15 protein-coding genes are annotated in these 15,494 nt (G+C 67.6%); 6 read left to right on the plus strand and 9 right to left on the minus strand.

Annotated features, from left to right (window positions below):
* The first annotated feature begins 24 nt into the window (after nucleotides 1–24).
* Together BLT45_RS08595 and BLT45_RS08600 are read left to right on the plus strand one after the other, a co-directional pair.
* A complete protein-coding gene (locus BLT45_RS08595; RefSeq protein WP_093297420.1) occupies nucleotides 25–1,602 on the plus strand; it encodes a calcineurin-like phosphoesterase C-terminal domain-containing protein in 1,578 nt (525 codons plus the stop codon).
* A 2-nt stretch (nucleotides 1,603–1,604) separates the two neighbouring features.
* Complete coding sequence (locus tag BLT45_RS08600; RefSeq protein WP_093297423.1) at nucleotides 1,605–2,183, plus strand: YdeI/OmpD-associated family protein; 579 nt, start codon at nucleotides 1,605–1,607, stop codon at nucleotides 2,181–2,183.
* A gap of 154 nt (nucleotides 2,184–2,337) precedes the next feature.
* On the opposite strand, the gene BLT45_RS08605 is transcribed toward BLT45_RS08600, so the two are convergent.
* The 6 genes from BLT45_RS08605 to BLT45_RS08630 form a co-directional block, all read right to left on the minus strand.
* Nucleotides 2,338–3,210, minus strand: coding sequence for an aromatic amino acid exporter YddG (locus BLT45_RS08605; protein WP_093297426.1), 873 nt, complete (start codon nucleotides 3,208–3,210; stop codon nucleotides 2,338–2,340).
* An 8-nt stretch (nucleotides 3,211–3,218) separates the two neighbouring features.
* A complete protein-coding gene (gene mtnC / locus BLT45_RS08610; protein WP_093297429.1) occupies nucleotides 3,219–3,920 on the minus strand; it encodes an acireductone synthase in 702 nt (233 codons plus the stop codon).
* 79 nt (nucleotides 3,921–3,999) lie between these two features.
* Nucleotides 4,000–4,560: a 1,2-dihydroxy-3-keto-5-methylthiopentene dioxygenase gene (locus tag BLT45_RS08615; protein WP_093297432.1), complete on the minus strand. Its 561-nt coding sequence runs from the start codon at nucleotides 4,558–4,560 to the stop codon at nucleotides 4,000–4,002.
* Nucleotides 4,561–4,655: 95 nt separating this feature from the next.
* Nucleotides 4,656–5,297, minus strand: a complete 642-nt coding sequence (locus BLT45_RS08620; protein WP_093297435.1) for a methylthioribulose 1-phosphate dehydratase — start codon at nucleotides 5,295–5,297, stop codon at nucleotides 4,656–4,658.
* 22 nt (nucleotides 5,298–5,319) lie between these two features.
* Nucleotides 5,320–6,621: an amino acid permease gene (locus BLT45_RS08625; protein WP_175455769.1), complete on the minus strand. Its 1,302-nt coding sequence runs from the start codon at nucleotides 6,619–6,621 to the stop codon at nucleotides 5,320–5,322.
* 91 nt (nucleotides 6,622–6,712) lie between these two features.
* Entirely contained in the window at nucleotides 6,713–8,257 is a 1,545-nt protein-coding gene (locus BLT45_RS08630; RefSeq protein WP_093297439.1) for an amino acid permease, read from the minus strand.
* 152 nt (nucleotides 8,258–8,409) lie between these two features.
* Here BLT45_RS08630 and BLT45_RS08635 point away from each other — a divergent pair, with 152 nt between their 5' ends.
* Entirely contained in the window at nucleotides 8,410–8,964 is a 555-nt protein-coding gene (locus tag BLT45_RS08635) for an NUDIX hydrolase (protein ID WP_093297441.1), read from the plus strand.
* 27 nt (nucleotides 8,965–8,991) lie between these two features.
* Here BLT45_RS08635 and serA read toward each other — a convergent pair whose 3' ends face one another.
* The gene (serA, locus tag BLT45_RS08640; RefSeq protein ID WP_093297443.1) at nucleotides 8,992–10,233 is read right to left on the minus strand and encodes a phosphoglycerate dehydrogenase; all 1,242 of its coding nucleotides are present in this window, start codon (nucleotides 10,231–10,233) and stop codon (nucleotides 8,992–8,994) included.
* A gap of 192 nt (nucleotides 10,234–10,425) precedes the next feature.
* On the opposite strand from serA, the gene BLT45_RS08645 reads away from it, so the two are divergent.
* The 3 genes from BLT45_RS08645 to BLT45_RS08655 all read left to right on the plus strand — a co-directional run bounded on the left by BLT45_RS08645 (nucleotide 10,426) and on the right by BLT45_RS08655 (nucleotide 13,990).
* Entirely contained in the window at nucleotides 10,426–11,820 is a 1,395-nt protein-coding gene (locus tag BLT45_RS08645) for an FAD-binding oxidoreductase (protein ID WP_093297446.1), read from the plus strand.
* 80 nt (nucleotides 11,821–11,900) lie between these two features.
* The gene (locus BLT45_RS08650; protein ID WP_093297448.1) at nucleotides 11,901–12,200 is read left to right on the plus strand and encodes a DUF2388 domain-containing protein; all 300 of its coding nucleotides are present in this window, start codon (nucleotides 11,901–11,903) and stop codon (nucleotides 12,198–12,200) included.
* 35 nt (nucleotides 12,201–12,235) lie between these two features.
* Nucleotides 12,236–13,990, plus strand: a complete 1,755-nt coding sequence (locus tag BLT45_RS08655) for a DUF7844 domain-containing protein (protein WP_254771815.1) — start codon at nucleotides 12,236–12,238, stop codon at nucleotides 13,988–13,990.
* A 7-nt stretch (nucleotides 13,991–13,997) separates the two neighbouring features.
* On the opposite strand, the gene yeiP is transcribed toward BLT45_RS08655, so the two are convergent.
* Complete coding sequence (yeiP, locus tag BLT45_RS08660; protein ID WP_093297452.1) at nucleotides 13,998–14,564, minus strand: elongation factor P-like protein YeiP; 567 nt, start codon at nucleotides 14,562–14,564, stop codon at nucleotides 13,998–14,000.
* Between the two features lie 39 nt (nucleotides 14,565–14,603).
* The gene (locus BLT45_RS08665) at nucleotides 14,604–15,374 is read right to left on the minus strand and encodes an SDR family NAD(P)-dependent oxidoreductase (protein WP_093298767.1); all 771 of its coding nucleotides are present in this window, start codon (nucleotides 15,372–15,374) and stop codon (nucleotides 14,604–14,606) included.
* Between the last annotated feature and the right edge of the window lie 120 nt (nucleotides 15,375–15,494).

Consider the following 15,494-nt stretch of genomic DNA (forward strand, 5'->3'; position numbering starts at 1 on the left):
CCCGTCGTCCCTGCCGGAGTCGCCATGCGCGCCTCGCTGATCGCTGTCGTCCTGGCGCTGTTCGCCGTTTCCGCCCATGCGTTTCCGCCGCCTTGCAGTTGGGGGCAGGTGTTCGAGGACCGGAACGGCAACGGCGTCCGCGATACCGGAGAGCCCGGGCTGCCGGGTATCAAGGTCTCCAACGGCATCGATATCGCGATCACGGATGCGCGGGGCGAATACAACCTCGAGTACATCGACGGCCGCACGATCTTCATCATCAAGCCGGCAGGCTACGACCTGGCCGTACGGCGCGATGGCCTGCCTGCGCGCTGGCGCAACCTGCAGTACCACGCCGGGCCTGCACTGAAGTACGGCGGCATCCCGCAGCGCCAACCGGACTGCACCCACTTCGCGCTGAGGCCGAAGCCGGCAGGGCAAGCCGAACTCGATGTACTGCTGTTCGCCGACAGCCAGACCTCGTCCGTGGAGGACGTGGACTACTACTGGCGCGATATCGTGCAACCGCTGGTGGGGAAGCACGGCGCGGCCCTGGGCCTGACGCTCGGCGATGTGACCAACGACGACCTGTCGCTGTACCCCGAGATCCTGCGCACGACGATGAGCCTGCAGGTGCCGTGGCTGTTCATTCCCGGCAACCACGACCTCGATTTCGACGCGGCCAGCGATGAGGAATCGTTGCGTACGTTCCGTCATCACCTGGGGCCGGACACGTTCGCCTGGGAAGAAGAGGCGGCGACCTTCATCGGCCTGGACGACGTGATCTACCAGCCCGGCAAGTCGCCGGCGTACTTCGGGGGTTTGCGTGAGGACCAGTTCGCCTTCCTGAAGGCCTACCTGCCCACGGTGCGCAAGGATCGGCTGCTGGTGATCGGCGTGCATATCCCGTTCTACGAGCCCGGTGCGCGCGGCTTCCGTCCGCAGGACCGCGAGCGCCTGTTTGCGCTGCTGAAGGACTTTCCGCATGTCCTCCTGCTCAGCGGACATACGCACACACAGCGCCACTGGTACCACGATGCCTCGACGGGCTGGCAGGGCCTGGCGCCGCTGCATGAGTACAACGTCGGTGCCGCCTGCGGCGCCTACTGGTCGGGCGTGAAAGATGCCGAAGGCATTCCCGACACGACGATGGCCGACGGCACACCCAATGGCTATGCACGGCTGCGCGTGCGCGCGGGTGGCGAGTACGCCTTGTCCTGGCATCCGGCGCGCGTGACGGACGACAGTGGCATTGGCTTGCACGCACCGCGCGTGCTGCGCAAGGGCGCGTACCCGGCGTGGGGCGTGTTCGCCAATGTGTACATGGGCGATGCCGATACACGGGTGGAGTACCGCGTCGATGGCGGTGCGTGGAAACCGATGAAGCGCGTCGAACAGCCCGATCCGCGCCTGCTGGTGGAGAACATGCGCGACGACGTCGCCGACGCGCTGCGCGGCTACGACCGTTCGCCGGAGGCCGAGGCGTCGCAGCACCTGTGGCGGGGCGCATTGCCCACCGACCTGGCCGAAGGCGAGCATGCGGTCGAGGTGCGCGCGTTCGACCGCTGGCGCGGTGAGCAGTCCGCCCGTACGTCGTATCGCCTGCAGATCGCGGAGCCCTGATCATGGCCGCCACGGAGCTGCCCATCGAACTGTTCGTGGACGCTGCCGCGTGGGAACGCTGGCTGGAGCGCCACCCCGCGTCCGAGGGCGTGTGGCTGAAGATCGCAAAGAAGGACTCGGGCGTCGTGTCGGTCAGCTATGCCGAAGCGCTCGACGTCGCCCTGTGCCATGGCTGGATCGATGGGCAGAAGAAGGGCTTCGACGAACAGTGCTTCCTGCAGCGCTTCACGCCACGGCGCGCACGCAGCACCTGGTCGAAGATCAACGTCGCCAAGATCGAGGGCCTCGTCGCCGCGGGAAGGATGCGCCCCGGGGGATTGCGCGAGGTCGAGGCGGCCAAGACCGACGGCCGCTGGGACGCGGCTTACGACGGGTCCAGATCGATGGAAGTGCCGCCGGAGCTCGCCAAGGCCCTGGCGAAGAACCGCAAGGCGAAAACCTTCTTCGATGCGCTCGACAAGACCAACCGCTACGCGGTGTGCTGGCGTGTGCAGACGGCGGTAAAGCCGGAGACCCGGCAGGCCCGCGTGGAGAAGCTGGTCGCCATGCTGGCGCGCGGCGAGAAGATCCACGGGTCCTGAAACGGAAACGCCTCCCGGGGGAGGCGTCCTGAAACCTGGCGGGCGAGCGGAGGCTGGCGGGCGAGGTTCACGTGGCTGGCTGGCGGAGGCTGGCTTGCGACGTGGCGCGCAGTCTAGTCAGATCGGCCGAATCATGTAGAAACGCGAATCGCTCTCATCGCGCCGCGCGGCTGGCGCGGACGCTGAGCCACGCACCGGTCAGCAGCAGCGCGATGGCGACGGCCTGCATCCAGTGCGCCTGCGCGCGTCCCGACGCGACCAGCAGCAACGTCGACAGCAGCGGCGCGAGATACGACAGGCTGCCCAGCAGCGCGATGTCGCCGCGCTTGGTGCCGTGGTCCCACAGCCAGAACGCGGCGCCCACGGGGCCGACGCCCATCACGGCGAGGACCAGCCATTGGGGCGCGTCCGGCGCGACCGTGCGTTCGAACAGCAGGTGCGCGATGCCACCCAGGACGGAAACACCGGCGCAGGCCACAGTGATCGCGGCGGTGGGCACATCAGCAAAACGACGGTTGAGCACCGAGTACGACGCCCAGATCACCGCGGCGCCGAGCGCGGCGAGGTAACCGGGCACGTGCGCCGGGTCCACCTGCAGCCCGCGTCCCCGTGTGACCAGCAGGACCGCAGCCGTCAGCCCCAGCAGCGTGCCCACCCATTGCCCGGCACGCACGGCGACGCCGCCCAGCAGGCCGACGAACACCACGATCAGCAGCGGCCACAGGTAGTTGAGCAGGTTCGCTTCCACGGCGGGCGCGCGCTTGAGCGCGATGAAGTACAAGGCGTGGTAGCCGAACAGGGCCAGTGTGGACAGGGCCAGCGCCGCCCAAGGCTGACGCAGCTCATGCCAGCCGGCACGTCCGCGCGATGCTGCTCGCAACAGGCCGAGCAGGGCTGCGACACCGAAGCTGATCGCCAGCACCTGGAAGGGCGGCAGTGTGCCGGTCGCCGTGGTCAGCACGGCCAGCGAGGCCCACAGCAGGATCGCCACCAGCCCGATTAGCGTGGCCGTGCGTTGCGATGCCATTGCGGGATTTAGTGCGGCAGTTCGATCGCATCGAACGCGTCGACGCGCGGATGGCCGTGCGCGGCGTCGCCTTGGCGCGGCACCGGATAGTCTTCCAGACGATCGATCAGGCAGGTCTGCAGGCCGGCTTCGCGCGCGGCATCCAGCTCTTCCACCACATCGGACAGGAACAGGACATTTCCGGCCGGTACGCCGATGCGCGCGGCGATCGCGCGATAACTGTCGGCTTCGCGCTTGCCGCCCACTTCGGTATCGAACCAGCCGGAGATCATCGGCGTCAGGTCGCCGGCGTCGCTGTGGCCGAAGAACAGCTTCTGCGCCGGTACCGAGCCGGACGAGTACACGTACAACGGATACCCTTCGTCGTACCATCCGCGAAGCGCGGGCGCAGCATCGGGATAGATGTGCGCGGTGAAATCGGCGTCGCGGTAGCCCGCTTCCCACACCAGACCCTGCAGCGCCTTCAGCGCCGTGTGCTTGCGGTCCTGGTCGATCCAGCCCTGCAGCGTCTCCACGATGACATCGTCGCTGCAGATGCTGCCGTGCTCGGTCGCCACCACGTCCAGCCAGCGACGTACCTCCGGATCGTCGCCGTGTTCGCGCACGAAATCGGGCAGGGCGCGCCGCGCGTAGGGGAACAGCACGTCCTTCACGAACGAGATGCTGCTGGTGGTGCCTTCGATGTCGGTGAGGATGGCGGAAACGGGCATGGGATTCCTGTAGAGCGGAGCTCGCTCCGCTGCTCTTGTCCGGACGGTTGTGCAGCCGAGCAAGCCCGGCTCTACACGGTCAATGGCCCTGCGTCAGGCCTTCGTAACGCGGGAATTCCTGCGCGATGGTGGTGCCGGTGAAGTGGCCGACCCAGCCATCCGGCTCGGTGAAGAAGCGGATCGCGATGAAGCGCGGCTCGGGGCCCATGTCGAACCAGTGCAGCGCGCCATCGGGCACGGCGATCAGGTCGTCCTGCACGCATTCGATCTCGTAGACCTTGCCGTCCACGTGCAGCGTGAACAGACCGGAGCCGGCCACGAAGAAGCGCACTTCGTCTTCCTTGTGGAAGTGCTCGTCGAGGAACTTGGCGCGCATCGCCTCGCGCTGCGGATTGTCCGGCGCGATGCTGACAACATCGACCGTCTTGAACCCGCGCTCGGCGACCAGGCGGTCGATGTCGCTGCGGTAAGCGGCCATGACGTCCTCGGGCGTCGCGCCCGGCTCGACCGGCTTGGTGGCCTTCCAGCGTTCGAAAACCACGCCGATCTTCTTCAGCTCGGTGGCGATGAAGTCGGGGTCGTAGCTGGCGAACTCCGGCGTGGCCGGGTCCGATTCCTTGAAGATGCGTAGGCGGCTCATGGCGATGGCGTGAAGCGGCGAGGGGACGCTAAGGGTAGCAAACCCGGTCCCCGCGCCCTGTTGCGGAAACGGAACGCTGCGATAACCGGCGGTTATCAGCGGCGGCAGCCGAGCTTGCGCAGCTCCAGTTCGGCCGCGAAGAGGAACTCGAAGGCCTCCAGGTGCCGGCGCGCCTCGGCCATGGTGCGGCCCCAGGCGTACAGGCCGTGGCCGTCGATCAGGTAGCCCCACAGCGGCTGCCGGTCGAGCAGGGCATCGACCTGGGCGGCCAGCGTCGGCATGTCCTGGGTGTTGGCGAACACCGGCACGTCGATTGCCATCTCGTGCGTCTGGTTGCCCTGGAACGCCTTCAGCAGCTCGAAGCCTTCCAGGCGGACATGGCCGGCGCCGGCGAACAGCCGCGAAGCGACCGTCTGCACCAGCGAGTGGGTGTGGAGCACGCAGCCGATTTCCGGATAGCGGCGATACAGCTGCGTGTGCAGCAGCGTTTCCGCCGAGGGTCGGTGGTCGCTGCCGACCGCCTTGCCGTCGAAGTCGACGACCATGATGTCGCCTTCCACCAGACGGCCCTTGTCGCGGCCGGAGACCGTGATGGCCGCATGGCGTTCGTCCAGGCGCTCGGAGAAGTTGCTGCTGGTGGCGGGGGTCCAGCCAAGCTGGGACAGCTCGCGCACATTGCTGATGATCGAGTGCGCGCGGTCGCGCAGCTGGTCGGCGTCGTAGGGCAGGAGGCTCATGCGCGCAGTTTACCGCCAGTGGCTACCCGGCGCCCGTCCGCCGCGAACGGGCGAAGGTGCGGTACACCGCGAGCGCCAGCAGGGCCACGACGATGCCGCCCACCAGTGTCTTCACGGGCGTGGAATACACCAGCAGCCCGCACGCGAGCAACGCCCCGATCCCGATGGCCCGATCGCCACCGGACGCGGGGCGCGCGGGCGTGCCCCAGGCCAGGCTCAGGGACGCGGCGACATAGGCCATCACCACCAGCACCACCACCATGTTGATGATGGTTTCGAACTGGCCTGCGACGGTGGGCGACAACGTGAAGACCGCCAGCAACGTCATCGACACCGTGACGATGAAAAGTCCCCAGCCGGCAGCCCCGTTGGCGAGCAGACGGCCGAAGACCGGAGGCAGGAAGCCACGCTGCGCCGCACGCGCACCGGACTCGCCCGTCACCAGCATCCAGCCGCCCAGCGTGCCGGTCGCCTTGATGGCAGCGGCCGCCGCGATCACCGGGATCGCCCAGTCGCCGAACATGCGGCCTGCGACCAGCGCGAACGGCGCGCCGGAATCCGCCAGTTCCGCGGCGGGCACGATGCCCATCATCAGCACCGACGAGGTCAGGTACACCGCGCCCGCAATGACGATGCCACCCAGCGTCGCGATCGGCACGTTGCGTGCGGGGTCGCGCACGACGCCGGCCACCATCGCGCCGGTCTCGAGGCCGACGAACGCCCAGAAGATGGGCGCCAGCGACGATACGACGACGTGCGCATCCGAGGAGCCGGAGACATTCCATGCGGCGCGGTAAAGCGTGGTGTCGAAACTGCCCCAGCCCCAGATCAGGATGGCCGCCACGGGCAGCAGGCCCAGCACCACGCACAGGGACTGGAAACGCGCGATCGCGCGCGGGCCGAACAGGTTCAGGGCGAACATCAGCCAGATCAGCGCGATCTGCCCGATCACGCGCGTGGCCGCCCCGTCCTCGACCGGAAGCAGCAGCGCCAGGTACCCGAAGGCAGCGACCGCGATGGCGTTGTTGCCGATCCAGGACGAGATCCAGTAGAGCGTCGCGGCCAGGAATCCCATGTCGCGGCCCAGTGCGGGGCGCACGTAGTCGTCCGGGCAGTCGAGCTTGGGATAGTCGCGCACCAGCCGGGCGAACGTGGCGCCGAGCAGGACCGCCAGCAGCGTCGCCAGCAGCCAGCTCAGGGCGGTGACGCCGCCGGAGCGCGCCAGCGTGGCCGGCAGCAGGAAGAAGCCGGACCCGATCATGTTGTTGGCGACCGCGAAAGTCGCCAGGACCGGGCCGATCTTGCGGGGCGTGGTGTCGGACATGGGTGCTCGGAAAGAAAGCGGTATCGGACCCTGAAACGGAAAATGGCGCGTTTCCGCGCCATTCTCCGGAGTTGCGGCCAGGCGTCCCGTATCAGGGGCCGGCGTTCGGGCCTTCCTGCACCAGCGGGTCGGCGTCCAGCTTGTCGCCGTGGCCGTGCAGCAGGTGCTCGTTGCCCGGCGCCAGATGGCTGCGGCGACGCGCATAGGAGAAGTACACGATCAGGCCGACGATGGCCCAGACGCAGAAGAACTTGATGGTCGGGTTCCAGCCCAGGCTGAAGAACAGCAGGGCGCTGCCGGCGACGGCCAGCGGGCCGACGATCCAGATCAGCGGGGTCTTGAAGGGACGCGCGCGGCCCGGTTCGGTCCGGCGCAGCACCATCACGCCGATGGCGACGGCGGCGAAGGCGAACAGGGTGCCGGCATTGGAGATGTCCGCGAGGATGTCGACCGGGAACAGCGCGGCGAAGAAGGCCACGAAGATGCCGGTGATCCAGGTGATGACGTGCGGCGTCTTGTACTTCGGGTGCACCGAGGCCAGCTTGTCCGGCAGCAGGCCGTCGCGGGACATGGTGAACAGGATGCGGGTCTGGCCGAACATCATCATCAGCACCACCGAGGGCAACGCCAGGATGGCGGCGAAGCCGACCGCATCGCCCCAGCCCGGATGACCGATCTCGCGCAGCACGAAGGCCAGCGGCTCCTTGCTTTCCGACAACGGGCCACCGGGCTGTGCACCCATCGAGCCGATCGCGGTGTAGGCCACCAGCAGGTAGATGATGGTGCAGACCGCGAGCGAACCGATCAGGCCGATCGGGATGTTGCGGTTGGGGTTCTTGGTCTCTTCCGCCGCGGTGGAGACCGCGTCGAACCCGACATAGGCGAAGAAGATCGAGGCCGCCGCGCCGAGCACGCCGACACCGGACAGCGGAGTACCCCAGCCGTTCGGCAGCATCGGTTCGAAGTTGGTGCCCTGGACCTTCGGGAAGGCCAGCACGATGAACGCCATCAGCGCGATGATCTTGATCGCCACGAGCACGGCGGTGACCTTCGCCGACTTGCTGGTGCCCAGCACCAGCAGCCACGTCACCAGCAAGGCCAGCAGGAACGCGATCAGGTTGAAGCCACCCTTGTGGGTCACGCCGTCCACCATGTGGATCACGGCGCCCTGGTCCTTGATGTGTTCGACCCAGAACGGGCCCGCGGTCAGGAAGTCGGGCAATCCGATCCCATGGTGGGCGAGGAAGCCGTTCGCATAGCCGGACCACCCGACCGAAACGGCGCCTGCGGCGACCGCGTATTCGAGGATCAGCGCCCAGCCGACCATCCAGGCGAGGACTTCGCCCAGGACGGCATAGGAATAGGTGTAGGCCGAACCCGAGACCGGGACCATCGCGGCGATTTCGGAGTAGATCAGCGCCGTCAGCGCGCAGACCGCGCCGGCGATCATGAAGCTGTACATCATGCCGGGGCCGGCCTTGTTGGCCGCCACTGCGGTCAACACGAAGATGCCGGTGCCGATCACGGCGCCGATACCCAGCATGGTCAGATCGAAGGCGCCCAATTGGCGCGAAAGCGAGCGTTTGGCGGCGGTCTGGAGAATCAGGTCAAGCGGCTTTCTGCGCTGAAACAGCATCAGGTTCGTCCCCGGGTCTGGCGGCTGGCGGGACCGGGGCGGCGACTCAGCCACGGTCAATATTTCCGGAACATTACCCGCATTGGCTTCAGTGACACAAGCAACCTTCACGCGGCGATAATGACGCTCCCCTGTTCATTTTTGCAGTCGCCATGGCGTCGATTCCGCTCCGCTTTTCGTTTCTGTCGGCGCAATTGCAGGCGTATCGCCAGCGCTGGCCGGACGAAACCGGCGTGGTCGGCCAGTTCCTCGACCTGCTGGCGGATCCGGCCGATCCCTCCGTCCGCGAGCGGCTGGAAGGCCATCTGACGGGCGGTGCCTGGGTGGTCAGCGGCGACGGCCAGCGGACCCTGATGACCCACCACCGCAAGCTCGGCCGCTGGTTGCAGTTGGGCGGGCATGCCGATGGCGACATCGACATGGCACGGGTGGCGCTGAAAGAGGCCGAGGAGGAATCCGGCCTGGCCGATCTCTCGGTCGAACGCGAGATCTTCGACCTGGACCGGCACTGGATCCCGGAACGCAGGGGCATCCCGGGCCACTGGCACTACGACGTGCGCTACGTCGTGCACGCCGGGGGCAGCGAGGCCTACGTGGTTAGTGAGGAGTCGCTGGACCTGGCCTGGCGCGAGATCGCGCCGATGGCGGCCGACGACGATGCGTCGATCAGCCGCATGGCCCGCAAGTGGCTGGCGCGCAACCCGTAGGAGGCAAGGCCCGCCGGGCGGCGTCGCTCAGTACAGCACGCGTACGCGCAGCGTGCCCGGGATGGCCGCCATCGCGTCGCGCAGGCTGGCCGTCTGTTCCTCGTCGGCGGTGACGTCGATGACGACGTAGCCGACTTTCGGGTCGGTACGCAGGAACTGGCCGTCGATGTTGATGCCGCGGTCGCGGAAGATGTCGTTGATCTGCGACAGCACGCCGGGCACGTTGCGATGGATGTGGAGGATGCGGCGGCTGCCGTCGTGGCCGGGCAGGGTGACTTCGGGGAAATTCACCGCCGACAGCGTGCTGCCGTTGTCGCTGTAGCGGACCAGCTTGGCTGCGACCTCGATGCCGATGTTGTCCTGCGCTTCGAGCGTGGAGCCGCCGACGTGCGGGGTCAGGATGACGTTGTCGAGCCCCCGCAGCGGCGATTCGAACGACTCGGCGTTGCCCTTGGGCTCTACCGGGAACACGTCCACCGCCGCGCCGCCGACGTGGCCGGACTTCAACGCATCGGCCAGCGCGTCGATGTCGACGACGGTGCCGCGTGAGGCGTTGATCAGGTGGGCGCCGCGCTTCATCTTCGCGATCTGCGCCGCACCGAACATGTCCTTGGTCGCCGCGGTCTCCGGCACGTGCAAGGTCACCACGTCGCTCAGTGCCAGCAGGTCGTCCAGGCTGATGGCCGGGCGCGCATTGCCCAGCGACAGCTTGGTCTCGATATCGTGGAAAAGCACGTGCATGCCCAGCGACTCGGCCAGCACGCCGACCTGGGTGCCGATGTGGCCATAACCGATGATGCCCAGCGTCTTGCCGCGCACCTCGTGGCTGCCCGCCGCGGACTTGCTCCAGCCGCCGCGGTGGCATTCGGCGTTCTTCTGCGGGATGCCGCGCATCAGCAGGATGGCCTGGGCGACGACCAGTTCGGCCACGCTGCGGGTGTTGGAGTAAGGCGCGTTGAAGACAGGAATGCCGGCCAGTTCAGCGGCTTCCAGGTCCACCTGGTTGGTGCCGATGCAGAAGCAGCCCACCGCGATCAACCGGCGCGCCTGCGCCAGCACGTCGTCGGTGAGGTGGGTGCGCGAGCGGATGCCGACGATGTGGGCGTCGGCGATGCGCTGCTTGAGTTCGGCTTCCGGCAGCGACTTCTCGTGGAACTCGATCTGCGTATAGCCCGCCGCGCGGAAGGTCTCCACCGCGGTCTGGCTGACCCCCTCCAGCAACAGTACGCGGATGTCCTGCTTCGGGTACGAGGTCTTCTTGTTCGACATGCTGGAAGGTCGCAGCGGGGGAAGGGAAAGGGTCGCCACTATGCCAGATGCACGCCGTCGATGCTGCGGCGCGGAATGGAATGCTCGGTTGCCGTTTTTTGGGTTTGGTTGCCTCTGAAACGGACCCCTTCTCGGCTGGACGCAGCGCAGCATCGCTGGCACCCTGAGCGCCCCCGAAAATCCACCTCCGCAATGAGCGATCCGCGCCTGCAAGCCCTGCTCGACGCCGCCCCGGCGCTGCGCCTGAAGACCGATCCCGCCGACCTGGAGCACTATGGCCGCGACTGGACCCGGCGCTGGACGCCCGCGCCCCTGGCGATCGCGCTGCCCGCGACGGTGGACGAGGTGCAGGTGGTGGTGCGCTGGGCGAACGCGCACGGCGTCGCCGTCGTGCCCTCCGGCGGTCGCACCGGCCTGTCCGGCGGCGCGGTGGCAGCGAACGGAGAGCTGGTGCTCAGCCTGGAGCGCATGAACCAGGCGCTCGATTTCAATGCGGTGGACCGCACGCTCACCGTGCAGGCCGGCATGCCGCTGGAAGCCGTGCACAACGCGGCGCGCGAGCATGGGCTGGTCTATCCGGTGGACTTCGCCGCGCGCGGTTCCTGCGCCATCGGCGGCAATATCGCGACCAATGCCGGTGGCATCCGGGTGATCCGCTACGGCAACACCCGCGAGTGGATCGCCGGGTTGAAGGTCGTCACCGGCGCCGGCGAGGTGCTGGAGCTCAACAAGGCGCTGATCAAGAATTCCAGCGGCTACGACCTGCGCCATTTGTTCATCGGCTCGGAGGGTACGCTGGGCGTGGTGGTCGAAGCCACCGTGCGCCTGACCGATCCGCCGCCGCCGACCAACGTCATGCTGTTGGCGCTGCCGTCGTTCGACGTGCTGATGCAGGTGTTCGCGGCATTCCGCGAGCGCCTGCAACTGGAGGCCTTCGAGTTCTTCACCGACCGAGCGCTGCACCACGTGCTGGCGCACGGCGCGCAGAAGCCGTTCGACGAGGTGCATCCGTACTACGTGGTCACCGAATTCGCCATCGGCGACGAGGCGAAGGAAGCCGCGGCGATGGCGGCCTTCGAAGCCTGCATGGAGCAGGGCTGGGTCAGCGATGGCGTGATCAGCCAATCCGACGCCCAGGCCGCGCAACTGTGGCGCCTGCGCGAGGGCATCACCGAAGCGCTCGCCCGCTACAAGCCCTACAAGAACGACGTGTCGGTGCGGATTTCCGCGATGCCGGCCTTTCTCGCGGAGACCCAGGCCTTGCTGGGCGAGGCTTACCCGCAGTTCGACGTGGTCTGGTTCGGTCATATCGGCGACGGCAACCTGCACATCAACGTGCTCAAGCCCGACGACGTGGGGGATGCGGATTTCGTCACCCAATGCGAGCAGGTCACCAAGCTGCTGGCCGCGTCGCTGCAGCGCCACCAGGGCAGCATTTCCGCCGAACACGGCATCGGCCTGGTGAAGAAAGGCTACCTGGAAAGCACACGGAGCGCCGAAGAGATCGCGGTGATGCGTGGCGTCAAGCGTGTGCTGGATCCCAACGGACTGATGAATCCCGGCAAGCTCTTCGACGCGCAAGGGTGATGCGGGTTCATCCTGCGCGCAGCGTTTGCGGGTAGGCTTTGCGCACCGCGCCGCCGACGGCGTGCCCACCGGAAGATTCCATGTCCCGTTTGATCCTGGCCGGCGTGCTGCTGGCGCTTTCCGTCCCCGCCCTGGCCGGCAGCTTTGCCGGCAGCTCCGCGGGCGCGTCGTCCGCGGGTTCGTCCGCGTCCTCCGACAGCTCCTCCGGCGACGACAAGATCGTCCTGCAGGCACGCGAGGATGCCGCCAGCTTCGTCGCCAGCCATGGCCGCATCCGCGGCGCGCAGCTGGAAGCCGCGCTGCGCCACCTGCGCGAGACGGACGAAGCCGCGCGTCGTGCCAGCGACATGCAGCTGGCGCAGGCGATCCTGGCGCGTTGATGGTGCCGCGTCGGCCATGGGGCCGGCGCATCGGCGTGGCCCTGGCCTGCGTGCTGATGGGCCACGCCATTCCTGCTTTCGCCGTCCGCGTCGATCCTGCGGGATTGGATGCGGCGCAGGTCGCGGCCACACAGACGCTCGTCGACGATGTCCTCGCCCGTTTGCCGCGCGCGTGGCGGGGCGGATTGCCGCGGGATCTGGTCCTGGCATGGCGCACCGATCTGCCGCACGACGTGCAGGGCCGTCGCCATGGCCGGCGGCTGTGGCTCGATCGTGACCTGCTGGACAATCCGGACGCCTCCGCTGCGCGCAAGGCGCTCGTCCACGAACTCGCCCACGCGTACGACCGCGCGCATCGCAATGTCTTGTCCGGGGATGCGCGCCTGCGCGACCTGGCGGGTTGGCAGCGCAGCGTATTCCGCATCGCAGGTCGGCGCAGCCGCAACGATTTCACCGCACGCAGCCCGGATCGTTACGAGCTGACGCGACCGTCGGAATTCGTGGCGGTGAACCTGGAGCACTACGTGCTCGATCCGACGTATGCATGCCGGCGCCCAGCCCTGCATCGCCATTTCGCGATGCATTTCGGCGAGCCGGCGGTCGACGCGGCGTGCGCGCCCGGCCTGCCGTTCCTGGAAGCCGACGCCGCTCGCGGCGACGCGGCCCTGCTCGCGATGGATCCCGCGCGCGTCTACGAAGTTGACTACCTGTTGGCCGAAGGCAACACGCAGGCGATGAGCCGCTGGGGCCACAGCATGCTACGGCTGGTGGTGTGCGCGCCGGGACGCCCGCCCGGTCCCGACTGCCGTCTGGATCTCGCCCACCACCGTGTGGTGTCGTTCCGCGCGTTCGTGGGCGATGTGCAGATCTCCGGCTGGCGCGGGTTGACCGGATCCTATCCGTCCAGGTTGTTCCTGCTGCCGCTGGACCAGGTGATCGAGGAGTACACGAAGGTCGAGCTGCGTGGCCTGCAATCCATTCCGCTGCGTCTGCGCCAGGACGAGATCGCGTCGCTGCTGGAGCGGGCCGCGCAGCTGCACTGGAGCTATGACGGACGCTACTACTTCATCAGCAACAACTGCGCCGTCGAGACCTGGAAACTCCTGCACGACGGGGTGCCGCGATTGGCGAAAGCACCCTTGGCGAGTATCACGCCCACGGGTCTGCTGGAGAAACTGGCGCGGGAGGGTATCGCCGATCGCAGCCCACTCGACGATGCAGAGCAGGCCCGGCGCCAGGGGTATTACTTCGAACCGGCGAGCGCACGTTACGACGCATTGTTCGCCGTCGCGCGCGAGGCGCTGGCATTGCCGCAGCGCGATGTCCAAGCGTGGCTGTCGCTGGCGCCGGGCGAACGCGCGCGCTGGATGCCCGACGCTGACTTGAAAGCGAGCGCTGCATTGCTGGTGCTGGAGACCGCGGCGCTGCGCCGGCAGCAGTTGCTGTTGCGCGACGAACTGAAGCGGCGGTACCTCGGGCGCGACGTGCCCGAGGATGCCGCGCTCGCCGTGCAGGCGCTGAAGGCCTGGCTGGGCGACACCAGCTTCGTCAGCCGGCCCGCGGAACTCGCACAGGAAGGCTACGGATTGCCGCAATCGGTGGAGCGCACGCGTATCGCCGCTGAAGCGCAGGCGAGGGTGGCGCGGCTGCGTAGCCAGGACGCATCGTTGCGTCGCGATCTGGAGCGCTGGCTTCCTGAGGAGCAACGCGAAGCGCTTCGCGGCATCGAGGCCAATGTGGAGACGATCGGCGCGCGCCTGCGGGCCCTGGCGGCCGCAGGCGCGTCGTAACGGCGCGTCAGTCGGCGCGGCCGCCGAATTCGCCGGTGGTCGTGTTGACCAGGATGCGCTCGCCGTTGGTGATGTACTCCGGCACCATGATCTCGATGCCGGTGCTGAGCTTGGCCGGCTTCGGGCGTTTGGTGGCGGTGCCGCCCTTCAGTTCCGGCGGGGTTTCCACCACTTCCAGGGTCACGTGCTGCGGCAGCTGCAGCGCGACCGGCAGTTCGTCGATCACCTGCACGTAGCAGCCGCTCAGGCCGTCGGTGATGTAACCGGCATCGTCGCCGATGACATTGGCATCCAGCGTGTACGGCGTGTAGTCCTCGTCATCAAGGAACACGAACGCGTCACCGTCCTTGTAGGAGTACGTCGCCTGGCGGCGCAGCAGCTCCACTTCGGACAGGTTGTCGTCGGCGTCGAAGCTGGCGTCGAGCTTGTTGCCGCCCGGCACGCTGTACATGATGAAACGGAAGCGCACGTTGCCGCCGCGGCCCTGCGGCGAGCTGCGCTCGATGTCGCGGATCTGGTACACGCCGCCGTTGTGTTCGACGACGTTGCCCTTCTTGATGTCGAAAGCCTTCATGGATGAACCGTAGGTAGTAAGGGAAAGAGTTCGGTGGACTTACTTCGGCGCCAGCCGCACGGCGCCGTCCAGGCGGATGGTCTCGCCGTTGAGGTAGGTGTTGCCGAGGATGTAGGCGACCAGATCGGCAAACTCCTCCGGCTTGCCCAGGCGGGACGGGAAGGGGATCGACGCACTGAGCGACTGCTGTACGGCCTCGGGCATGCCGTCGACCATCGGCGTCCAGAAGATGCCCGGCGCCACGGTCATCACGCGGATGCCGAAGCGCGAGAGCTCGCGGGCCATCGGCAGGGTCATGCCGACCACGCCGCCCTTCGACGCCGAGTAGGCCGCCTGGCCGATCTGGCCTTCGTACGCCGCCACGCTCGCCGTGTTGACGATGACGCCGCGTTCGCCGTCGGCGTTCGGGGTGTTGTGCTGCATTGCATCCGCCGCTGCCTTGGCCACGTTGAAGCTGCCCACCAGGTTGACCATCACGGTCGACTGGAACGTGGACAGCGGCATCGGTGCCTCTTTGCCGAGCACGCGTCCCGCGCCGAGGATGCCGGCGCAGTTGATCGCGGCGTTCAGGCCACCGAGGAACGCCTTCGCGGCGGCGATGTTGGCGGACACGCCGGCTTCGTCGGTGACGTCGGTACGGACGTAGCGCGCGTTGGCTTCTCCCAGCTCCGCGACGGCGGCGGCGCCCTTGTCGTCGTTGACGTCGAACAGGGCGACCTTGCCGCCGTGCTGGACCAGATGACGGGCGACGGCCAGCCCCAGGCCGGAGACGCCGCCGGTGATGACGGCGCGGGTATCGGAAAGCTGCATGCGGCGGACCTGCTGCGGAAAGGGCCGCATTTTACGCGATGGCGGGGGGCAATGCCGGTGACGGGCGTGCGTCCCGTGGGAGCGACGTCAGTCGCGAATGAACGTTCCCTGTGAAGCCTC

The sequence above is a fragment of the Pseudoxanthomonas sp. CF385 genome (assembly GCF_900104255.1).
In the GTDB taxonomy this organism is placed as follows: domain Bacteria; phylum Pseudomonadota; class Gammaproteobacteria; order Xanthomonadales; family Xanthomonadaceae; genus Pseudoxanthomonas_A.